The organism is Streptomyces sp. cg35 (assembly GCF_050410835.1).
Lineage (GTDB): Bacteria > Actinomycetota > Actinomycetes > Streptomycetales > Streptomycetaceae > Streptomyces.
Genome location: NZ_CP191268.1, coordinates 2,378,272 through 2,400,329, shown reverse-complemented (window position 1 = coordinate 2,400,329; position 22,058 = coordinate 2,378,272). Strand labels below are relative to the sequence as shown.

18 protein-coding genes are annotated in these 22,058 nt (G+C 70.8%); 13 read left to right on the top strand and 5 right to left on the bottom strand.

Annotation, left to right across the window (positions count from 1 at the left end; all coding sequences use genetic code 11):
* Nucleotides 1-13 precede the first annotated feature (13 nt).
* Nucleotides 14-943: a TIGR01777 family oxidoreductase gene (locus ACQUQD_RS11020; protein ID WP_428951871.1), complete on the bottom strand. Its 930-nt coding sequence runs from the start codon at nucleotides 941-943 to the stop codon at nucleotides 14-16.
* A 264-nt stretch (nucleotides 944-1,207) separates the two neighbouring features.
* On the opposite strand from ACQUQD_RS11020, the gene ACQUQD_RS11015 reads away from it, so the two are divergent.
* The 4 genes from ACQUQD_RS11015 (at nucleotide 1,208) to ACQUQD_RS11000 (ending at nucleotide 5,193) form a co-directional block, all read left to right on the top strand.
* Nucleotides 1,208-2,662 (top strand): subtype B tannase, encoded by a 1,455-nt coding sequence (locus tag ACQUQD_RS11015; RefSeq protein ID WP_428957518.1) that lies wholly within the window; start codon nucleotides 1,208-1,210, stop codon nucleotides 2,660-2,662.
* 58 nt (nucleotides 2,663-2,720) lie between these two features.
* A complete protein-coding gene (gene miaB, locus ACQUQD_RS11010; protein WP_428951870.1) occupies nucleotides 2,721-4,244 on the top strand; it encodes a tRNA (N6-isopentenyl adenosine(37)-C2)-methylthiotransferase MiaB in 1,524 nt (507 codons plus the stop codon).
* An 81-nt stretch (nucleotides 4,245-4,325) separates the two neighbouring features.
* Entirely contained in the window at nucleotides 4,326-4,469 is a 144-nt protein-coding gene (locus ACQUQD_RS11005) for a hypothetical protein (RefSeq protein WP_428951869.1), read from the top strand.
* Between the two features lie 10 nt (nucleotides 4,470-4,479).
* Nucleotides 4,480-5,193: a class III extradiol dioxygenase subunit B-like domain-containing protein gene (locus ACQUQD_RS11000; RefSeq protein ID WP_428951868.1), complete on the top strand. Its 714-nt coding sequence runs from the start codon at nucleotides 4,480-4,482 to the stop codon at nucleotides 5,191-5,193.
* Between the two features lie 80 nt (nucleotides 5,194-5,273).
* Here the strand turns inward: ACQUQD_RS11000 and ACQUQD_RS10995 are convergent, their stop codons facing one another.
* The gene (locus tag ACQUQD_RS10995) at nucleotides 5,274-5,528 is read right to left on the bottom strand and encodes an antitoxin (protein ID WP_428951867.1); all 255 of its coding nucleotides are present in this window, start codon (nucleotides 5,526-5,528) and stop codon (nucleotides 5,274-5,276) included.
* 23 nt (nucleotides 5,529-5,551) lie between these two features.
* The gene (locus tag ACQUQD_RS10990) at nucleotides 5,552-5,824 is read right to left on the bottom strand and encodes a hypothetical protein (RefSeq protein WP_428951866.1); all 273 of its coding nucleotides are present in this window, start codon (nucleotides 5,822-5,824) and stop codon (nucleotides 5,552-5,554) included.
* A 198-nt stretch (nucleotides 5,825-6,022) separates the two neighbouring features.
* Here ACQUQD_RS10990 and miaA point away from each other — a divergent pair, with 198 nt between their 5' ends.
* The 6 genes from miaA (at nucleotide 6,023) to hflX (ending at nucleotide 13,962) form a co-directional block, all read left to right on the top strand.
* Nucleotides 6,023-6,961 carry a tRNA (adenosine(37)-N6)-dimethylallyltransferase MiaA gene (miaA, locus tag ACQUQD_RS10985; RefSeq protein ID WP_428951865.1) on the top strand — a complete coding sequence of 313 codons (939 nt, stop codon included), beginning with the start codon at nucleotides 6,023-6,025 and terminating at the stop codon, nucleotides 6,959-6,961.
* Nucleotides 6,962-7,068: 107 nt separating this feature from the next.
* Entirely contained in the window at nucleotides 7,069-7,536 is a 468-nt protein-coding gene (locus tag ACQUQD_RS10980; protein ID WP_428957517.1) for a hypothetical protein, read from the top strand.
* A gap of 34 nt (nucleotides 7,537-7,570) precedes the next feature.
* Nucleotides 7,571-8,440, top strand: coding sequence for a diaminopimelate epimerase (gene dapF, locus ACQUQD_RS10975; protein WP_428951864.1), 870 nt, complete (start codon nucleotides 7,571-7,573; stop codon nucleotides 8,438-8,440).
* A 139-nt stretch (nucleotides 8,441-8,579) separates the two neighbouring features.
* Nucleotides 8,580-10,706, top strand: a complete 2,127-nt coding sequence (locus ACQUQD_RS10970; RefSeq protein ID WP_428951863.1) for a RelA/SpoT family protein — start codon at nucleotides 8,580-8,582, stop codon at nucleotides 10,704-10,706.
* Nucleotides 10,707-10,784: 78 nt separating this feature from the next.
* Entirely contained in the window at nucleotides 10,785-12,251 is a 1,467-nt protein-coding gene (locus tag ACQUQD_RS10965; RefSeq protein WP_428951862.1) for a M1 family metallopeptidase, read from the top strand.
* A gap of 214 nt (nucleotides 12,252-12,465) precedes the next feature.
* Nucleotides 12,466-13,962 carry a GTPase HflX gene (hflX, locus tag ACQUQD_RS10960; protein WP_428951861.1) on the top strand — a complete coding sequence of 499 codons (1,497 nt, stop codon included), beginning with the start codon at nucleotides 12,466-12,468 and terminating at the stop codon, nucleotides 13,960-13,962.
* Between the two features lie 65 nt (nucleotides 13,963-14,027).
* Here the strand turns inward: hflX and ACQUQD_RS10955 are convergent, their stop codons facing one another.
* Together ACQUQD_RS10955 and ACQUQD_RS10950 are read right to left on the bottom strand one after the other, a co-directional pair.
* Complete coding sequence (locus tag ACQUQD_RS10955; RefSeq protein ID WP_428951860.1) at nucleotides 14,028-15,224, bottom strand: trypsin-like serine peptidase; 1,197 nt, start codon at nucleotides 15,222-15,224, stop codon at nucleotides 14,028-14,030.
* 294 nt (nucleotides 15,225-15,518) lie between these two features.
* A complete protein-coding gene (locus ACQUQD_RS10950; protein WP_428951859.1) occupies nucleotides 15,519-16,745 on the bottom strand; it encodes a trypsin-like serine peptidase in 1,227 nt (408 codons plus the stop codon).
* A gap of 729 nt (nucleotides 16,746-17,474) precedes the next feature.
* On the opposite strand from ACQUQD_RS10950, the gene ACQUQD_RS10945 reads away from it, so the two are divergent.
* From ACQUQD_RS10945 to ACQUQD_RS10935, 3 genes are all read left to right on the top strand, one after another.
* Nucleotides 17,475-18,932 (top strand): diaminobutyrate--2-oxoglutarate transaminase family protein, encoded by a 1,458-nt coding sequence (locus ACQUQD_RS10945; RefSeq protein WP_428951858.1) that lies wholly within the window; start codon nucleotides 17,475-17,477, stop codon nucleotides 18,930-18,932.
* Between the two features lie 211 nt (nucleotides 18,933-19,143).
* Entirely contained in the window at nucleotides 19,144-21,165 is a 2,022-nt protein-coding gene (locus tag ACQUQD_RS10940; RefSeq protein ID WP_428951857.1) for an IucA/IucC family protein, read from the top strand.
* 65 nt (nucleotides 21,166-21,230) lie between these two features.
* Nucleotides 21,231-22,022, top strand: a complete 792-nt coding sequence (locus ACQUQD_RS10935; RefSeq protein ID WP_428951856.1) for a GNAT family N-acetyltransferase — start codon at nucleotides 21,231-21,233, stop codon at nucleotides 22,020-22,022.
* Nucleotides 22,023-22,058: the final 36 nt, after the last annotated feature.

The following is a 22,058-nucleotide window of genomic DNA, read 5'->3' as shown; positions in this document are numbered from 1 at the left end:
CCGACTTCGGGCTTCAGCGGCGTACGAGATCGCGGGCCGCGCTCTCCCAGCGCTCGTGCGTGAAGGAGAACCCCGCCTCCAGGAGCCGGCCCGGCACCACGCGGCGGCTCTTGAGGAGCAGTTCCGTGTCGGAGCGCAGGGCGAAGGCGCCCAGCTCGGCCATCCCGCGGGTGGCGGGCAGGCCCACCGGGACGCGCCGGGCGCGGCGCAGGGCGCGCATGAACTCCCGTTGGGGGAGCGGGTGCGGTGCGGCGAGGTTCACCGGCCCCGTGAGGTCCTCGCGGCCGATCAGGAACTCGACCGCGCGCACGAAGTCCCGGTCGTGGATCCACGACACGTACTGCCTGCCACCGGCGACGGGACCGCCCAGGCCCAGGCGGGTCAGCCAGGACAGCACGTCGAAGACGCCGCCGCGGTCCGGGCTCATGACCATCGCCGCGCGCAGGGCGACCTTGCGGGTGTCCGGAGTGGTGGCGGCCTCCTGCGCCCGCTCCCACTGCCGGGCGATGTTCACGCTGTACGCCCAGTAGCCGGGGACGCCCGGCTCGGTGCCTCCGAGGACGCCGTTCGTCTCGTCGTGGGCGGCGCCGAAGGTGTGCGCGTAGATCGTGGCCGTGCTCATCTGCAGCCACAGCGCGGGCGGCCGGCCCGCGGAGGCGATGGCCTCGCCGACCGCACGGGCCGAGTCGACCCGCGAATCCATCATGGCCCGGAGGTTCTCGGGCGTGTAGCGGCAACTCACGCTGCGCCCGGCCAGGTTGACGACGACGTCACTGCCGTCGATCTCCTTCGTCCAGGCGCCCGGGGTCCGACCGTCCCAGGCCACCTCGCCCGCGCGCGTGGGGCGCCTGCTCAGGACGACGACCTCGTGCCCCGCCGCGCTCAGCGCGCGCCGCAGGACGCCGCCCACCTGGCCGGTGCCGCCCGGAATCACGATCTTCATGGCTCTGCCTCCACCCCTAGGAACCCTCGGACCCAGGATAGTTGAACGCGTTCAAAACATCTGGAAGGGGGAGGTGAAGCTGTGAGATCCCGTATCCGCGGACAGGATGTGAGCGAAATTGCTGACAATTTTGTAGGCGATCCATATCCTGGCGGCGCTGCACCCGCTGACCCGTTCCCCGTGCCCGAACCGGGCCCGGAGGGGCGGCAGTTGCCCGCAGAGCCGCGACGACAGGAGACGTACGTGAAGCGCAGGACAGTGGTCATGGGACTCGCCGCGAGCGCCGCCGCACCGGCGGCCGGACTCGCCTCGGCCGCGGTGTCGAGAGCGTCCACGCCCTCCTCCCTGGTCTTCGACCCGGACGCGTACACGGAGCTCACGGTCACCATCAAGGACACCGAGGGCACGGCCCACGAGGTCGTCTACCGCTTCACCAAGGTCGCCTCGTACGTGGCGCGCCCGGTGGACGCCGCGTACCAGTCCCTGAACGTCAGCGTCCCGGTGCGCATCGACGGCAGGCCCGTCGACGCCCGGCGGGCCCCCGTCCTGCTGGCCAACCAGATCGGCGGATACATGCCGTCCTCGGTGGCGGGCGCCACCGGGATCAGCGCCTCCGGGATGGGCGGCGGCACCAGCCGCCAGGGCCTCGCCCTCGCCGCCGGGTACGTGGTCGTGGAGCCCGGCGCGCGTGGCCGCACCCTCGTCGACGCCAGTGGTACGTATTACGGCACGGCGCCCGCCGCGATCGTCGACCTCAAGGCGGCCGTCCGGTACCTGAGATTCAACAAGGGGCGCGTCCCCGGCGACGTGGACCGCATCGTCTCCTCCGGCGTCAGCGCGGGCGGCGCCCTGTCGTCCCTGCTCGGAGCCTCCGGTGACAGCCCGCTCTACCGCCCCTACCTGGAGGAGATCGGCGCGGCCCCCGCTTCCGACGCGATCTTCGCCACGGGGGCCTGGTGCCCGATCACGGACCTGGAGCACGCCGACATGGCGTACGAGTGGTGCTGGGGCAGCAACCCCCTCATTGACGGCTCCCAGGTCGACCGCACCGTATCCAAGGAACTCGCCACCTCATATGTCGACTACGTGGCCTCGCTCCACTTGAAGGCGAAGGGTTTCGGCTCCCTGACCGCACGCAACATGGATGCGTACCTCCTGAAGACCTACATGGAGCCGTCGGCCACCAAGTACCTCGCGTCCCTGTCCGACGCGGACCGCGCCGCATACCTCGCCGCCAACCCGTTCATCACCTGGGCCCAAGGCCGGGCCACCTTCACATGGAGCGACTTCCTCACCCATGTCGGCCCCCGGAAGAAGAACGCGCCGTCCTTCGACGACTTCGCCATGACCACCCCCGAGACCAACCTCTTCGGCACGGGAACGACCAGGGCCCGCCACTTCACCCTCTACAGCCTCCGCCACGAGAACGGCGCCGGAGCCCGCCTGGAACCCGACGTCCCCGCCAAGCTCCACCTGATGAACCCGATGCACCACTTGGCCGGCCAGGCCGACGCGAACCGCTCCCGGCACTGGTGGATCCGCCTCGGCACCAAGGACACCGACACCTCGCACACGATCGCCGGCAACCTCTCCGCCCGCCTCACCGCCCTCGGCGACCACGTGAACACGTCGTACTACTGGGACGCCGGGCACGGCGCCGACCAGGACCCCGGTGACTTCATCCGCTGGATCGCCGCCGTCGCGGACCGCCGCAAGTAGCGCAGAGCGGCACGGGGGCGGAACGGGGCCACTCCGGGCACCCCATACCCTTGTTGTTATGAGCAGCAGCGACCCGCGTCCGGCCGTGGACGACCGTTCACCCAAGACCTATGAAGTACGCACCTACGGGTGCCAGATGAACGTCCACGATTCCGAGCGCCTGTCGGGCCTCCTCGAAGGCGCGGGGTACGTCCGCGCCCCCGAGGGCTCCGACGGCGACGCCGACGTCGTGGTCTTCAACACGTGCGCGGTGCGTGAGAACGCTGACAACAAGCTCTACGGCAACCTCGGCCGACTCGCTCCGCGGAAGACCCAGCGCCCCGGCATGCAGATCGCCGTGGGTGGCTGCCTCGCTCAGAAGGACCGCGACACGATCGTGAAGAAGGCGCCCTGGGTGGACGTCGTCTTCGGCACGCACAACATCGGCAAGCTGCCCGTCCTCCTGGAGCGCGCCCGCGTCCAGGAGGAGGCGCAGGTCGAGATCGCCGAGTCGCTGGAGGCCTTCCCGTCCACGCTGCCCACCCGCCGCGAGAGCGCGTACGCGGCCTGGGTGTCCATCTCGGTCGGCTGCAACAACACCTGCACCTTCTGTATCGTCCCCGCGCTGCGCGGCAAGGAGAAGGACCGCAGGACCGGCGACATCCTCGCCGAGATCGAGGCCCTGGTCGCCGAGGGCGTCTCCGAGATCACCCTGCTCGGCCAGAACGTGAACGCGTACGGCAGCGACATCGGCGACCGTGAGGCGTTCAGCAAGCTGCTGCGCGCCTGCGGGACCAGCGAGGGCCTGGAGCGGGTCCGCTTCACCTCCCCGCACCCCCGCGACTTCACGGACGACGTGATCGCCGCGATGGCGGAGACCCCGAACGTCATGCCGCAGCTCCACATGCCGCTGCAGTCCGGTTCGGACACGGTCCTCAAGGCGATGCGCCGCTCCTACCGCCAGGAGCGCTTCCTCGGGATCATCGAGAAGGTCCGCGCCGCCATGCCGGACGCGGCGATCTCGACCGACATCATCGTGGGCTTCCCGGGCGAGACCGAGGAGGACTTCGAGCAGACCATGCATGTGGTCCGCGAGGCCCGCTTCACCAACGCCTTCACCTTCCAGTACTCCAAGCGCCCCGGAACGCCCGCCGCGACCATGGAGAACCAGGTCCCCAAGGAGGTCGTGCAGGCGCGCTACGAGCGTCTGGTCGCCCTTCAGGAGGAGATCTCCTGGGAGGAGAACAAGAAGCAGGTCGGCCGCACGCTCGACCTCATGGTCGCCGAGGGCGAGGGCCGCAAGGACGGCGCCACCCGCCGCCTCTCCGGCCGCGCCCCCGACAACCGCCTGGTCCACTTCACCGCGCCGGACCAAGAGGTCCGCCCCGGCGACGTGGTCACGGTCGAGATCACCTACGCCGCCCCCCACCACCTGCTCGCCGAGGGCGCCGTCCTGAACGTGCGTCCCACGCGCGCGGGCGACGCCTGGGAGAGGCGCACCAAGGAAACGCAGGACAAGAAGCAGGGCGTCCTGCTCGGCCTGCCCAAGGTGGGCGTACCGGAGCCCCTGCCGGCGGTCACCGGGGGCTGCGCGGTCGACTGACCACAAGGGCCGACTCATAGAGGGCGGACTCATAGAGGGCCGACTCACGGGGGCACATGGTCACTGCATGGTTGATCATGCGTGAGCTGGGCCACCCGTGAGGAGGCCCGCCGCAGGCGGTACGAGGTGTGGAGCACTCCCGCGCCCGGGCCCGGCCATACCTCCGCGGGCGCTACGGATGTCGGGGACGCCGTCCCCGACATCTGGCGGGCCCCCGACCAGTAAGCTGCCGATCATGCTTGTCGCCGCCGCCGTCTGCCCCTGTCCTCCCCTGCTCGTGCCGGAGGTCGCGGCCGGTGCCGCCCCCGAGCTGGACACCGCGCGCGCCGCCTGCGACGAGGCGATCGGTGCGGTCCTCGCCGCCGAACCGGACCTGCTGTGGGTGATCGGCGAGGGCCCGCGCCAGGGTGTCCACGGGCCGGGCTCCCGAGGCTCCTTCCGCCCCTTCGGCGTCGACCTCGACGTCCACTTCGGAGCGCCGGACGAGTCCGCCGGGGCCACGCTCCCGCCGTCCCTCTCCGTAGGCGCGTGGCTCCTCGCGCGCGCGGGCTGGACGGGCGAGACGCGCGGCTACGAGGTGGAGTCCGGCGGCACGGCGTTCGACACCGCGGACGGCGCCTGGCGCCTCGCGGACGGCCGCACGGGCACGGAGCGCGTGGGCTTCCTCGTCATGGGCGACGGCACCGCCTGCCGCACCGTGAAGGCACCCGGCTACCTGGACGAGCGCGCCGAAGCGGTGGACGCACGCATCGCCGAGGCCCTGGGCACCCTGGACCAGGACGGCTACCTGGCCCAGCTGGACGCCGGCCTCGCCCGCGAACTGAAGATCTCCGGCCGCGCGCCCTGGCAACTGCTCAACGGCGCGTGGGACAAGAAGGACGGCAAGAGCCGCCTCCTCTACGAGGGCGCGCCCTACGGAGTCGGCTATTTCGTGGCCTCCTGGACGTAGCGAGCAGCCCGCAAGGAACACGGCGACGGCCGCGAAGCCCTCGGGCTTCGCGGCCGTCCGCCATGTGCGTGGCTGCGGCGTCAGGACGCCGCCGGGGGTGACGGCGGAGTGCCGCCGTCCTTGCCACCCGGTCCGGAGAGACGGTCCAGAGCGTCCTTCGCCTTGTCCGTGCCCTGCTGGATCTTGTCGCTGTACTTGCCCTTGGTCTTCTCGTCGACCGTCCTGGCGGCCTTCTCGAGACCCTGGTCGATCTTGTCCCCGTGCTGCTGCGCGAGGTCGGCGACCTTGTCCTTTGCGGGGCTGAGCTTGGCTTTCAAGTTGTCCAGGAAGCCCATGGACCCACCTTCCCTCGCGGAAGCTACTTGCGGGCGCCCTCGCCGGCCGTCTCGTTGTCGGCGGCCTGCTCGGCGGACTGCTGCTTCGGGATCTCCACGCTCTCCGTCGCGGCGGCTTCGACAACCTCGTCGGCCTCCGTCTCCTCGGCCCGCTGCTCGGCCGTGGCGGCTCCGGCGGCCTCGGACGGGGACTCGGCGCCCTCCACGCTCTCCGACACCGGCTCGGCCGTCACAGCGGCGGCCTGCTCCTCGACGGCCGACACCTCGCCGCTGTCCTTGGCCTTCCGGCGAAACATGGCAAAAACGCCCATTTCAACTCCATACGTTACTCGTGTGGGCGAAATCCCGCCCTGCCCGGTGCGTCTCATTGCGTCGCCCGGGTCACCGGCCCCTCGAAACCGGCGGCTGGAACCTCGCAACAGGCAACGACCTCGGACCTGTGGCGTCACGCAGCTCGTTCGAGAAGCGGCCCCGGGGTTTGCGAGACTGGGGCGGTGAGTAGTGCAGCTCCCGCCCCGCGGGTCATCGCCGTCGTCGGTCCCACCGCGGCCGGAAAGTCAGATCTCGGTGTCTTCCTCGCCAAGGAACTCGGCGGCGAAGTCGTCAACGCCGACTCCATGCAGTTGTACCGGGGGATGGACATCGGCACCGCGAAGCTGACGCCCGAGGAGCGCGCCGGGATCCCGCACCACCTCCTGGACATCTGGGACGTCACGGTCACCGCGAGCGTCGCCGAGTACCAGAAGCTCGCCCGCGCCGAGATCGACCGCCTCCTCGCCGAGGGCCGCTGGCCGATTCTCGTCGGCGGCTCCGGGCTCTACGTACGCGGCGCCGTCGACAAGATGGAGTTCCCCGGCACCGACCCCGAGGTCCGCGCCCGCCTGGAGGAGGAACTCGCGCTGCGCGGCTCCGGCGCCCTGCACGCCCGCCTCGCCGCCGCCGACCCGGAGGCCGCCGCCGCGATCCTGCCGAGCAACGGCCGCCGCATCGTGCGCGCCCTCGAAGTCATCGAGATCACCGGAAAGCCGTTCACGGCCAACCTGCCGGGGCATGACTCCGTCTACGACACCGTCCAGATCGGCGTCGACGTCGAGCGCCCCGAACTCGACGAACGCATCGCCACACGTGTGGACCGAATGTGGGAGGCGGGTCTCGTCGACGAGGTACGCACGCTGGAGGCCCAGGGCCTGCGCGAAGGACGTACGGCATCGCGTGCACTCGGCTACCAGCAGGTCCTCGCCGCCCTCGCGGGCGAGTGCACCGAGGAGGAGGCGCGCGCGGAGACCATCCGCGCCACCAAGCGCTTCGCGCGCCGCCAGGACTCATGGTTCCGGCGAGACCCGCGCGTGCATTGGCTCAATGGGACCGTTGCCGAGCGCGGGGAACTCCCGGCCCGGGCAATGGCGTTGGTCGAACGACCGGTTACAGCCTGATCACGTGATGGCATCGGGACGCTCGGGCGGTCATCCCGGCCTCCCGGAGCGTGCCATCATCGACCATCGATCGACCAATGGAGTCCGGAGTGGGAGGGCGCGTGGCGATGGAGGCCGGCCCTCGTGACACCGCACCAGGCGGGGAGCAGTTGAGCCCAGACGGTCCAGAGGCGATCCCGGACGGCGTGATCGCCGACGGGCCCACCGCCGAGGAGATCACCGCCCAGGACGAGGCGGCGGAGGTCGAGGTCGAGCTGCGCCCGCAGCGCAGACTCCGCATCTGGCAGCTCGCCCCCATCGTGATCCTGGCCACCATCGGCTCGCTGATGTTCGCCTTCCCGCTGTTCTTCGAGTTCGGCGACGGCGGCGCCGTGGTCGCGATGCTCGGCCTGCTGATCAGCTCGTGCGCGGCCGGCTGGGGCATGATGGCGGCCCGCCGCGTGGGCTACGCGCTGCCCGGCTTCCCGCCGCGCGGGTCCGGCAGACTGCCGGACTGGCGGGTCGTGTGCGCGTACGTCGTCGTGGTGGCGGCGGTGGCGGTCCTCGCCGTCTGGCGGGTCGCACGACTCCGCTGACCGCGTTGTCGGACCCATCTCGTACGATCGAAAAATGACCACCTTCCTCAAGGGCCACGGAACGCAGAACGACTTCGTGATCATCCCGGACGCGGAGAACGCCATCGCGCTCTCCCCGGCCGTGGTGGCCGCGCTGTGCGACCGTCGCGCCGGAATCGGCGGCGACGGCGTTCTCCACGTCGTGCGCTCCGCCGCCCACCCCGAGGCGCGGCACCTGGCCGCCGAGGCCGAGTGGTTCATGGACTACCGCAACGGGGACGGCTCGATCGCCGAGATGTGCGGCAACGGCGTGCGGGTCTTCGCCCGCTACCTCCAGCACGCCGGGCACGTCACCGAGGGCGATGTCGCCGTGGCCACCCGAGGCGGCGTCAAGACGGTCCACATCGACAAGGAAGGCCTGATCACGGTCGGTATGGGCAGGGCGGCTCTGCCCGCGGGCGACGTCACCGTGTCCGTCGACGACCGCACCTGGCCGGCGACGAACGTGAACATGGGCAACCCGCACGCCGTCGCCTTCGTGGACGACCTCGCGCACGCGGGCACCCTGTACGACCCGCCCCCCTTCGCTCCGGCGAACGCCTACCCGGACGGGGTGAACGTCGAGTTCGTCGTCGACCGCGGCCCCCGCCACGTCGCCATGCGCGTGCACGAGCGCGGCTCCGGCGAGACCCGGTCCTGCGGCACCGGCGCCTGCGCGGTGGCCGTCGCCACGGCCCGCAGGGACGGCCTCGACCCGGCCCTGACCGGCGCCCCCGTGACGTACGAGATCGATCTGCCCGGCGGCCGGCTCAGCATCACCGAGCGGCCCGACGGTGAGATCGAGATGACCGGGCCCGCCGTGATCGTGGCCGAGGGCATGATCGACACGGACTGGTTCGCGGCGCTCGAAACCGTAAACCCGTAAACCTTCGCTCGAATGGGTGATCCGTTTCACGCTGGGCGAGAGCGGGACTGCGCCACGTGATGGGCTCGGTAGCATCAAGCACCGGTCCGGACGGGTGCCGCCGCCAGCCCGCCGCCGGTCGACAAAGCCGGAGGTGCTCATGAGTGCGGAGGCGACGAACCCCGCCAGCCCGGGGCCGATCACGCCCGGAGCACATCGCAGGCGCGGTCGCCCACGGATCGATCTGCGCCGTCTGGGCCGTGCCGCGCTGCTGGGACCCACCGCCCGCGGCCGGTTCCCCGACGCCATCGGCCATGTGGTCGAGGCGCACCGCGCGCACTACCCGGACACCGAGATCGACCCGCTGCGCCGCGCCTACGTGCTGGCCGAGTCCTCGCACCGCGGTCAGATGCGCAAGAGCGGCGAGCCCTACATCACGCACCCGCTCGCGGTGACGCTGATCCTGGCCGAACTGGGCGCGGAGACCACGACGTTGACCGCCTCCCTGCTCCACGACACCGTCGAGGACACGGAGGTGACGCTCGACCAGGTGCGCACGGAGTTCGGCGAAGAGGTCGCCTATCTCGTCGACGGCGTCACCAAACTCGAGAAGGTCGACTACGGCGCGGCCGCCGAGCCCGAGACCTTCCGCAAGATGCTCGTCGCCACCGGCAACGACGTACGTGTCATGTCGATCAAACTCGCCGACCGCCTGCACAACATGCGCACCCTCGGCGTCATGCGCCAGGAGAAGCAGGAACGGATCGCCAAGGTCACCCGCGACGTCCTCATCCCGCTCGCCGAGCGCCTCGGCGTCCAGGCCCTGAAGACCGAGCTCGAGGACCTCGTCTTCGCGATCCTCCACCCCGAGGAGTACGCGCAGACCCGCACCCTCATGGCGGCCAACGCGGCCCGCGAGGACGACCCCCTCGCCGCGATCGCCGAAGAGGTGCGCGGCGTGCTGCGCGAGGCGGGCCTGAGCGCCGAAGTCCTCATCCGGCCCCGGCACTTCGTGTCCGTCCACCGGGTCCGCCGCAAGCGCGGCGAGCTGCGCGGCGCCGACTTCGGGCGCCTCCTCGTCCTCGTCTCCGAGGACGCGGACTGCTATGGCGTCCTCGGTGAGCTGCACACCTGTTTCACGCCGGTGGTCTCGGAGTTCAAGGACTTCATCGCCGTACCGAAGTTCAACCTGTACCAGTCGCTCCACACGGCCGTCGCCCGCGGCGACGGCGAGGTCGCCGAAGTCCTCATCCGTACGCACCAGATGCACAAGGTGGCGGAGGCGGGCGTCGTCGCCCTCGGCAATCCCTATACGCCGTCCGGCGAAGAGCACCTGGACACCCTCGGAGAGCGCTCCGACCCCACCCGCCCCGGCTGGCTCTCCCGCCTCCTCGACTGGCAGCAGTCCGCCCCCGACGCCGACATGTTCTGGTCGACCCTGCGCGAGGACCTCGCCCAGGACCGCGAGATCACCGTCTTCCGGCCCGACGGCGGCACCATCGGCCTGCCCGCGGGCGCCAGTTGTGTCGACGCCGCGTACGCCCAGTACGGCGAGGACGCCCACGCCTGCATCGGCGCACGCGTCAACGGCCGCCTGGCGACGCTGGGCACGGTCCTCAGCGACGGCGACACCGTGCAGCTGCTGATGGACCGGATGGAGGGGGCCGCCGCCTCCGAGCCGTCCCGCGACTGGCTCGACCACGCCCGGACGCCCGCCGCGCGCATCGCCATCCGGCGCTGGCTCGCCGCCCACCCGGAGGGCCCGAGCGCCACCGAGCCGGCGCCCCGCGCGCCCTACAACGGCCCCTCCGTACGGCCCGCCGCGGCGAATGCCGTGGTCGACCAGCCCGGCGCGACCGTGCGCCTCGCCGGATGCTGTACGCCCGTACCGCCCGACGAGGTCACCGCCTTCGCCGTGCGCGGCGGCGTCGTCACCGTGCACCGCGTCGAATGCTCCGGGGTGGCGCGGATGAAGAGCGCCGGCCGCTCGGAGGTCGGCGTGCGCTGGGCCGACGCCGAGACGGACGCCGAGTACCGGGTGACGCTCGTCGCCGAGTCGTTCAGCCGCCCGCACCTGCTGGCCGACCTCACGGAAGCCATAGCGCTGGAGGGCGTCGCCATCATGTCGGCGACCGTCGAACCACCCGTCCAAGGCCGCGTCCGGCACACGTACACGCTCCAACTCCCCGACGCCGCCCAGCTCCAGGCGCTCATGCGGGCGATGCGCAACGTGCCGGGGGTGTACGACGTGGGGCGCGCCCAGCACGCGGCGGCCGGAGCACTCTGAGGTCCGGGTGGGTCTCGTTCGGGTGGGTGCGGCGTGTACCGCCCGGTGCGCGGGGCGGCACGCTGATAGCCGTAGTTCATGCTGCTCAGCTCCCGACTCCGCACCCGAACGCCCCGCACCGCCGCGCTCCTCGCCGCCGGCGCCTCCGTCGCCCTCCTCGCCGCGGCCGCGCCCCAGCCGGCACCGCTCGGCATCGGGGACCGCCTCTTCCCGCACCTGGGCAATCCCGGCTACGACGTGCAGTCGTACGACATCGCCTTCGCCTACCGCGGCGACAACAGCAAGCCGCTCGACGCCGTCACCAAGATCGACGCGCGGACCACGTCCCCGCTCGACCGGATCAACCTCGACTTCTCGCACGGCACGGTGCGCTCGGTCGAGGTGAACGGCACCCCCGCGCGCTTCGCCACCAGCGACGAGGACCTGATCGTCACTCCCGCACAGCCCGTCCCGGCGGGACTGCCGCTGCACATCACCGTGCGGCACACCAGCGACCCCAGGCCCGGCAAGCAGGAGATCGGGTGGGTGCGCACCAAGGACGGGCTCGCCATGGCGAACCAGGCCGACGCCGCGCACCGGGTGTTCCCGTGCAACGACCACCCCGCCGACAAGGCCTACTTCACCTTCCGCGTCACCGCACCCAAGAACCTCACCGCCGTCGCCAACGGCCGGCCCGTCGCGACGGCGCGCGTCGGGAACACCACGAGCTGGGTCTACCGCACCCGCCACCCCATGGCCACCGAACTGGCGCAGGTCTCCATCGGCCGCTCCGCGGTGCTCCACCAGGAGGGCCCGCACGGCCTTCCCGTACGCGACGTCGTCCCCGCCAAGGACGTCAAGGCGCTGCGGCCCTGGCTCAAGAAGACGCCCGCACAGATCGCCTGGATGGAGGGGAAGGTCGGCCGCTACCCCTTCGAGAACTATGGCCTGCTCATCGCGGAGGCGAGCACCGGCTTCGAACTCGAGACGCAGACGCTCTCCCTCTTCGAGCGGGACCTCTTCACGCGCCCCGAGTACCCGAAGTGGTACGTCGACTCGATCATGGTCCACGAGCTGGCCCACCAGTGGTTCGGCGACAGCGTCAGCCCGCGCACCTGGTCCGACCTGTGGCTCAACGAAGGACACGCCACCTGGTACGAGGCCCTGTACGCGCAGGAGAAGGCGGACCAGCCCATGGAGAAGCGGATGCGCGCCGCCTACCAGAACTCCGACACCTGGCGCGCCGCCGGCGGGCCGCCCGCCGCGCCCAAGGGGCCCGAGTCCGGCGAGAAGATCAGCATCTTCCGGCCCGTCGTCTACGACGGCAGCGCCCTCGTCCTCTACGCGCTGCGCCAGGAGATCGGCAAGAACGCCTTCGAGAGCCTGGAGCGGGAGTGGGTGCAGACGCACCGTGACGACACCGCCACCACGGCGGACTTCACGGATCTCGCCTCGAAGGTCGCGGGGCGTGACCTGAGCGGCTTCTTCCATGCGTGGCTCTACGGCGCGAAGACGCCGCCGATGCCGGGGCACCCGGACTGGAAGACCCAGCCGGCCCGGAAATAGCGCCGAAATCCGGGCTTCGGCCCGCTGACCGCGGGAAAGAACCCGGATGACGAGACGCCCCGTTCCGTGCGAACATCTTCAGGTCGACGGCGCGGGCCGTCGGATCGGCTCCGACCGGCCCTCCCGGGAATCCCGGGGCGGGGTCGCGCGTTGTCAGAGATGACGGACGAGGCGTTCGTCACCCTTTCCCGAATCCCAGCTACGTAAGGATCCAATGACCTCCTCTTCTTCCCCTTCCCAGGACGCGCAGAGCCTCGCGCAGAACTACCCCGAAGGTCTTCGGGCCGATGCCCTGATGGAAGAGGACGTCGCCTGGAGCCACGAGATCGACGGAGCGCGGGACGGTGAGCAGTACGACCGCTCCGAGCGCGCGGCCCTGCGCCGTGTGGCCGGCCTGTCCACCGAGCTCGAGGACGTCACCGAGGTCGAGTACCGGCAGCTCCGCCTGGAGCGCGTGGTCCTCGTCGGCGTCTGGACGTCGGGCACGGTGGACGACGCGGAGAACTCCCTCGCGGAGCTCGCCGCGCTCGCCGAGACCGCGGGCGCCATGGTGCTCGACGGCGTCATCCAGCGCCGGGACAAGCCTGACGCGGCGACGTACATCGGTTCGGGCAAGGCCCAGGAACTGCGTGACATCGTCCTCGAGACCGGAGCCGACACCGTCGTGTGCGACGGTGAGCTCAGCCCCGGCCAGCTCATCCACCTCGAAGACGTCGTCAAGGTCAAGGTGGTCGACCGGACCGCTCTGATCCTCGACATCTTCGCCCAGCACGCCAAGTCCCGAGAGGGCAAGGCGCAGGTCGCGCTCGCGCAGATGCAGTACATGCTGCCGCGACTGCGCGGCTGGGGTCAGTCGCTGTCCCGGCAGATGGGTGGCGGCGGCGGTGGCGGCATGGCCACGCGTGGTCCCGGTGAGACCAAGATCGAGACGGACCGCCGTCGGATCCGCGAGAAGATGGCGAAGATGCGTCGTGAGATCGCGGACATGAAGACGGGCCGCGAGATCAAGCGCCAGGAGCGCCGACGCAACAAGGTGCCCTCGGTCGCCATCGCCGGATACACCAACGCGGGCAAGTCGTCCCTGCTCAACCGCCTCACCGGCGCGGGCGTCCTGGTGGAGAACGCACTGTTCGCCACCCTCGACCCGACCGTGCGCCGGGCCGAGACCCCGAGCGGCCGGCTGTACACGCTGGCCGACACGGTCGGTTTTGTACGACACCTGCCGCACCACCTCGTCGAGGCGTTCCGCTCCACGATGGAGGAGGTCGGCGACTCCGACCTGATCCTGCACGTGGTCGACGGCTCGCACCCGGCGCCCGAGGAGCAGCTCGCTTCCGTACGCGAGGTCATCCGCGACGTCGGGGCCACCAAGGTCCCCGAGATCGTGGTGATCAACAAGGCGGACGCGGCCGACCCGGTGGTGCTGCAGCGGCTGATGCGCCAGGAGAAGCACTCGATCGCCGTCTCGGCCCGCACGGGCGCCGGCATCGAGGAGCTGCTCGCGCTCATCGACGCCGAACTGCCGCGGCCCGAGGTCGAGATCGAGGCCCTCGTGCCGTACACGCACGGCAAGCTGGTCGCGCGGGCGCACACCGACGGCGAGGTGATCTCCGAGGAGCACACCCCGGAGGGCACCCTGCTGAAGGCCCGCGTCCACGAGGAACTCGCGGCGGAACTCGCGCCGTACGTTCCGACGGCCACCGCGAGCTGACCCGCACCATGTGAAGGAGCCCCGCCCGGGACCACCCGGGCGGGGCTCCTTCACGTACAACTGCCCTACTTGCTGCTGTACTTCTCACTCATCATGTCGAAGACGCCCTGGGCCTCCTGGCCCAGCTGCGGTCCGGCCAGCCAGGTGTTGGAGGCAGGACCGATCGACGTGTTCGACACCAGGACGGTCTTCCCGCCGCGGACACGGAACCAGCCGCCGCCCGACGAACCACCCGTCATCGTGCAGCCGATCCGGTACATCGTCGGCTGCTCGGGGCTCAGCGAGAGCCGGCCGGGCCGGTCGACGCACTTGTTCATCAACAGACCGTCGAACGGCGGCGCGGCCGGGTACCCCCACGCGCCCATCGAACCGACCGACTGGACCGACGGCGTCGAGAAGTCCACGTCCAGCGCGTTGCCGACCGTCTCCTCGAGCGACTTGGTGCCCTGCTCCGGCTTCACGTGCAGCACCGCGAAGTCGTACGGCGCACCGGCGCCGCCCGACTCGGCGCCCTGGTTCATCCACTCGTTCGACGTCGAGGCCCAGTCCGCCCAGAACGTGCCGTACGGCGCGATCTCCTGCTGCGTCGCATTGCGCAGCGCGTCCGCGGACTTGCCCAGGTCGTTGTACGACGGCACGAAGGCGATGTTGCGGTACCAACCGCCGGCCGCGCCCGCGTGCACACAGTGGCCCGCGGTCCACACCAGGTTCGACCTGCCCGGGTTGCGCGGGTCCTTCACGACGGTGCCTGAGCAGACCATCGAACCCTCGGGGGAGTCGAAGAAGACCTTGCCGACCGGTGCCGCGTTCTGGTGGTACGGCGTCTTCTCGGCCTGCGCCCGGACGGGGACGGGCTCCGGGTCGGAGACCCCCTGGTCGTCCGCGTAGTCCTGCGCGGCGATCGTCTTGTCCGGGTCCTTGGCGGACTTCATCCGCTCGGGCTTCCACAGCCCCTCGATGACCGGATTGACGAAGTCCTTCGCCTCACGCAGCCAGTCGTCCTTGTTCCAGTTCTTCCAGGCCCCGTTCTTCCACTTGTCGGGGTCGATGCCGTGCTTCTTCAGCTGGTCGGCGATGTCCCCCGGCACCTTGGCGCCGCTGTCGGAACCCTGCGACGCGGCGGCAGCCGGCTTGTTCCCGGCCGTGTCGTCACTGTCGTTGCACGCGGTGGCGGTGAGCGCCAGGGCCGCGACGATTCCGGTAGCGGCGAGGACAGTGCGCTGTCTCCGGCCGCGGCCGACGGACGGACGTATAGAACGCATGGTGCGAGTACCCCCGAAGGAAAAGCGGCGCGCGGCAGGCCTGTGGCGGCATGACCACGGCATCGGCGCGCGGTGTCTGTCATGAGCGTGTCATTCGTGAGCCGGGCGCCTGCGCACCCGCCACGACACAGCACCCCACTATGCCTGTGGGGATGGGGACGAACAGCGGCGGGGTGGTGAAGGTTTCGACACCCTGCCGCCGACGACCTGGTCCACATCGGCGTCCTGACCGGACCGTTGTCCCGCCGGTCCGGCGGACCGCTCCCGCCGGTCCGGCGGACCGCTCCCGCCGGGCTACTGCCCGGCGAACTTCTTGCTCACGGCGTCATAGATCCCCTTGGCCTCCTTGCCCAGCCGCGGACCGGCCAGCCAGCCCGCCGTCACCGGGCCGATCGAGGTGTTGGACACCAGCGCCGGCTTGCCGTCCGAGCCCTGCCCGACCCAGCCGCCACCGGACGAACCGCCGGTCATCGTGCAGCCGATCCGGTACATCGTCGGGTCCGTCGAGTTCAGCGACAGACGCCCCGGCCTGTCCGCACACTGGTACAGCTTCTGCCCGTCGAACGGCGGAGCCGCCGGGTACCCCTTCGCCGTCAACTGGGAGATCTTCGGCACCGCAGGCGCGTTGAAGTTCACCGGGAGCGACGAACCGACCGTCTCCTCCAGGGACTTGTCCGTGCTGCCCTTCTCCGGCGTCACGTGAATGACGGCGAAGTCGTACGGCGCGCCCGCACCGCCGGTCGGGCCGCCCTGCTCGATCCACTGGTCGGACGTCTGCGCCCAGTCGCCCCACCACACACCGTACGGAGCGACCTCTTCCTTGGGTGCTCCCTGCAACTCCTCGGCCGACTTGCCGCTGTCGTTGTACGAGGGCACGAAGGCGATGTTGCGGTACCAGCCGCCCTTCTTGCCCGCGTGCACGCAGTGGCCGGCCGTCCAGATCATGTCGGACTTACCCGGGTGAGCAGGGTCGGAGACCACGGTCGCCGAGCACACCATCGACCCCTCCGGCCCGTCGAAGAACAGCTTGCCCGCGTACGGCGCGCTGCCGTGGTACGGACTCGCGACGGCCGCCGCCTTCACCGGCTGCGGCGTCGGGTCCGTCACCCCCTGGTCCCCGGAGATGTCGTTCTCGTCGACCTCGTTGTCCGGGTTCTTGTCGGCGTCGCGCATCCGGTCCGAGTCCCACAGACCGTCGATGATCGGGTTGACGAAGTCCTGCGCTTCACGCAGCCACTTGTCCCTGTCCCAGTTCTTCCACTCGCCGTTCTTCCACTTGTCCAGATCGATCCCGCGTTCCTTGAGCTTGTCCTTGATGTCGTCCGGGATCTTGATCGTGTCGTCACCGCCCGCGGCCGCGGAGGACGTCGGCTTGTCGCTCGCGTCGTCCTCGCTCGGACCGCACGCGGTGGCGGTCAGGGCGAGGACCGCGCCGAGCGCAACCGCCGCCGCCACGGGGGACGTTCTGCCCCGCACACTCCTCGCGCGGCGGGCGGCGAACGGTGGGCGTATGGGTCGCATGTCGTGAATCCCCCTGGGCTTCGAGATCGTTGCACTGCCGAACAGGTGTGGTGGATGAGCCGCCGTGGCCCCTCCCCGAACGGCACCCCACACTATGCCGGTGCCGTCGGGGACGGCCGACGGAACCGCAACGGTTCCGTCACGGAGGGATCTTGGCGCCGCCCTCTGACCCGTCGTCCGTGCGAGGAGCGAGAGCGAGAGCGAGAGCGGGGTGCCGGAACAGGCGCCCGAGCGGTCTTCTCAGCGGGGCAGTGAAGAGCTCGGAGGCCCGCCCGTGTTCCCGCGGAACCTCGTCGGTCATGCGTACGCACGATCCGTTGCCGTTGTTCAGTTGCCGGTGTTCGGTGTTCGGTGTTCGGTGGTCGGATTGCAGGCGTTGGCGTTCAGGTGTCGGAGTTCAGGTGTCGGAGTTCAGTCCCCGAACCGCTTCGCTGTCCTACTGGGACGGCCCTCGCGCTGTCCGGTTGTCGCGGGTCGGCCGGCTGGATGGCGACGCGCAGCGCTGATGATCTGTGGCGTAGATCTCGTCGTAAGTCTCCGGACGACCCGTGTTCCTCCCGTCCTCCCGTCGTTAGTGCGTACGGGGGATCCGTAGGCGGTGCTCAGTCCTCGGACCGTCCTGGCATGATGCCAGGACGGTCATTCGGTGCTGTGTCTGCCAACTCGCCCCGCCCACCGGTGAGTCGACGAGACCAGCCGGCCGTACTTCCAGCGGGAGGACCAGCAGCTGTGGCCGTGACCGATCCTTCGCCCGTGCCGGTGCCCGCCCCGTGCGACGGGGAGGCACGCGGCACAGCCGCACACGACAGCGCCGTGCACGAAGGGATTCTGCGCCGCCAGTCCGCGCGGGAATCGGCGGCGCGCACCTATGCGCGGGCCTTGCCGATCGTTCCCGTCCGGGCCCGGGGACTCACCATCGAAGGCGCCGACGGCCGCCGCTATCTGGACTGCCTCTCCGGCGCGGGCACGCTCGCCCTCGGCCACAACCACCCCGTGGTACTCGAAGCCATTCGCAAGGTCCTCGACTCGGGCGCGCCCCTCCATGTCCTCGACCTGGCCACCCCCGTGAAGGACGCCTTCACCACCGAACTGTTCCGCACACTGCCGCGCGCCCTCGCCGACCGGGCACGCATCCAGTTCTGCGGACCGGCCGGCACCGACGCCGTCGAGGCCGCCCTGAAACTCGTCCGCACCGCCACCGGCCGCGCCGGCCTCCTCACCTTCACCGGCGCCTACCACGGGATGACCGCCGGAGCCCTCGAAGCATCGGGCGGAGCGCAGGACGTCCGGGTCGCGCGCCTGCCCTATCCGCAGGACTACCGCTGCCCCTTCGGCATCGGCGGGCCCCGCGGGGCCGAACTCGCCGCCCGCTGGACCGAGTCGCTCCTCGACGACACCAAGTCGGGAGTGCCACACCCGGCAGGCATGATCGTCGAGCCGGTACAGGGCGAGGGCGGTGTCATTCCGGCCCCCGATCCCTGGCTGCGCCGCATGCGGGCGATCACGGAGGACCGCTCGATCCCGCTGATCGCCGACGAGGTGCAGACCGGAGTCGGCCGGACCGGTGCCTTCTGGGCCGTCGACCACAGCGGCGTCGTACCGGATGTGATGGTTCTGTCCAAGGCGATCGGCGGCAGCCTCCCGCTCGCGGTGATCGTCTACCGCGACGACCTCGACATCTGGGGACCCGGCGCTCACGCCGGCACCTTCCGCGGCAACCAGCTCGCGATGGCCGCGGGCGCCGCGACCCTTGCCTACGTCCGTGAGAACCGCCTCGCCGAGCGTGCCGCGGACCTCGGCGCCCGCATGATCGGCCAGCTCCAGTCCCTCGCCAAGGAGTTCCCCTGCATCGGGGACGTACGAGGCCGGGGCCTGATGATCGGCGTGGAACTCGTCGACCCGGAAGGCGCCCCCCCGGCGGCCACGGGCGGCCCCGACAGCCCCGACCTCTCGACCGACCCGCTCCTCGGCTGGCCGACGGCCGCGCCGCTCCCGGCCGCCCCGGACCTTGCCGCGGCCGTGCGCGACGCCTGCCTGGACCGGGGCCTGATCGTCGAACTCGGCGGCCGTCACTCCAGCGTCGTACGCCTTCTGCCTCCCCTCACGATCACCGACGAACAGGCCGCGGCCGTCGTCGACCGGCTCGCGGACGCCCTCGCCGCCGTGGCCCGGACCTCTCACTCCTAGCAGCGCCCGTACACGGCGGCCCGCCCTGCACCAGCGACAGCCGCGGCAACCGGACCAGCCGGACCACCGCCCCACGGAGCCCACCACCCCACGCAAGGAAGCACTCTTGAACGCCACTCCCGCATCCGATGGCCGTCCCCGCCCCCCTGTCGGCGGAGCCTGCGACACGCAGACCCCGCACGGGTCGGAGCGTGACACGGTTCCCCGGCAGATGGGCGGCGGCCAAGAGGCCGAGCGTCTGCACACCTCTCCAGGCGACCCTGCCGTCGACCTCCTGGAACACCCCGATCCCGCAACATCCGCCCAGCTCGCCGCAGTTGAGAACCTGCTGCGCTGCTGGGTACGCGAGAACGACATCGCCCCTCCTTCCGTGGGTGCCCTCCGCGTGGCTCTGCCCGCGAGCGGCACCGCTCTGCTCGTCCCCGTCCACTACTGGTCACGCACCGGCTGGCACCGCTTCGGCCTGCCCTATCTGGAGGACGGCCCCCGGGGCGCCCCCTGCGTCGACGCGGTGACCCTCGCCGCCCTCCTGAGCCGCGAATCGGCCCCGGGCGACGCGGCACCGACGTCGAACGAGACCGCCGAAGCCGGTGTCGAAGCCGCGGCTGGTGCCGGTGCAGGCGCGAACGCCGTACGGCATACACCGAGCACCGACGCCCGCGTCTCACCGGATATGCAGGATGCCGATGCCGATAACCAGCCCCTGCCAGGCTCGGACTCGGTGGCAGACGCCACCCGAACCACCGCCCTCACCGCCTCCGTCGTCCCCACCGGTGACGGCGGCGACCTGGTCGGCCGGGTCGCCGACTCCGTACGCCGCACGGCCGAGTTCATCGCAGACCGCCGCCGACGACGCGCCGACGCCCCCGACCGCTTCCTCGCCGGCGAACAGGCCCTGCTCCTCGGCCACCCGCTCCACCCCACTCCGAAGAGCCGCGAAGGACTCTCCGAAGCCGAAGCCCGCCGCTACTCACCAGAACTGCGCGGCTCTTTCCCGCTGCACTGGATCGCCGTCGCACCCGATGTCCTCGCCCACGACTCGGTCTGGACCGAACGTGGCCGTGCCGTCTCCGCCGCCGATCTCACCTCCCAACTCGCCGGCCCCGGCCTCCCATTGCCCGACGGCTACGCAGCTCTGCCCGTCCACCCTTGGCAGATCCGCGAACTCCAGCACCGCCGCAGCACCGCATCCCTCCTGAACGCAGGCCTCCTGCGCGACCTCGGCCCGCATGGCGAGCCCTGGTTCCCCACCTCTTCTGTCCGCACCCTGTACCGCCCCGGCACGCCGGCCATGCTGAAGCTGTCTCTCGGCCTGCGGATCACCAACTCCCGCCGCGAGAACCTCCGCAAGGAACTCCACCGAGGCGTCGAGGTCCACCGGCTCCTGCGCAACGGCCTCGCCGCGCAGTGGCATGCCGCCCACCCGGGCTTCGACATCGTCCGCGACCCGGCCTGGCTGGCGGTCGACGACCCGGCCGGTGAACCCGTGCCCGGCCTCGACGTCATGATCCGCAACAACCCCTTCGGTCCCGGCGACGACGCCTCCTGCATCGCCGGGTTCGTCTCCCCTCGGCCCTCGCACGACCCATCGGGCCACCCGGACCGCGCCCCGATGGGCTCACGGCTCGCCGACACCATCGACAACCTCGCGGCACGCACCGGACGACCCCGTGGAGCCGTCGCCACCGAGTGGTTCCTGCGCTACCTCGAGCAGGTCGTGCGCCCCGTGCTCTGGCTCGACAGCGAAGCCGGCATCGCCCTCGAGGCCCATCAGCAGAACACCCTTCTCCTCCTCGACGCCGACGGATGGCCCACCGGTGGGCGCTACCGCGACAACCAGGGCTACTACTTCCGTGAGTCCCGCCGCGCCGAACTCGACACGAGGCTCCCCGGCATCGGTATTCGCAGCGACACCTTCGTCTCCGACGAGGTCACCGACGAACGCTTCGCCTACTACCTCGCCGTCAACAACGTCCTCGGCCTCATCGGCGCCTTCGGCTCCCAACACCTCGCCGACGAACGCCTTCTGCTCGCGGCCTTCCGTCGCTTCCTGAACGAAGCCGCCGCCGGGCCCACCCGACTGCGCAGCCCCCTGCCCGGACAACTGCTGGACTCGCCCACGCTCCGTTGCAAGGCCAACCTCCTCACCCGGCTGCACGGCCTCGACGAACTCGTCGGCCCCGTCGACACCCAATCCGTCTACGTCACCATCACCAACCCCCTTCATCCCTGACGGCCCAGAGGACCCCGCGAACCCGAGGACCACGCCCCGCACCACTTCCTGAGAGGAGCGTCGCCGTGCCCCCCACCGATGCGAGCACCGACGCGGACACCACCCCCGTCTCCGACCCGAGCGAAACCACCGCCGGTCCGGAGAACACGGACTGCCAGGACACCCTGGACCTGCGCCTGCCCGATGAACTCATCGCGCTCATCGCCGAGCAGGACGGACCGAAACACGTCTCCGGGACGGACAGCGAGCACCGGAGCACGGCCGCCCTCATCGACCCCACCGAGCACGATCTGCTCGACAACGTGGGGGAGTGGGGGACCGCCACCACTCCGGCAGGCGTGTTCCACCTCGTCCCGGTCCGCCTCGAGCGCGACCTCACGCTCATCAGCCGCTGGATGAACGACCCCGCCGTGGCCGCCTTCTGGGAACTCGCGGGTCCAGAGACCGTCACCGCGGACCACCTTCGCCCCCAACTCGACGGCGACGGTCGCAGTGTCCCCTGCCTCGGCGTACTCGACGGCACACCCATGAGCTACTGGGAGATCTACCGCGCCGACCTGGACCCGCTGGCCCGTCACTACCCCGCCCGCCCGCACGACACCGGCATCCACCTCCTCATCGGTGGCGTCGCCAACCGCGGACGAGGGCTCGGAACCACGCTGCTCAAAGCCGTCGCCGACCTCGTACTCGACCACCGCCCGCCGTGCGCGCGCGTCGTCGCAGAACCCGACCTTCGCAACACCCCCTCCGTCTCCGCCTTCTTGAGCGCCGGCTTCCGCTTCTCCGCCGAGGTGGACCTCCCCGACAAGCGAGCCGCGCTCATGGTCCGTGACCGCACCCTGCGCACTGTGCTGTGAGCCAGTCACTCTTAGTACACCGCTCGACCCGATCCG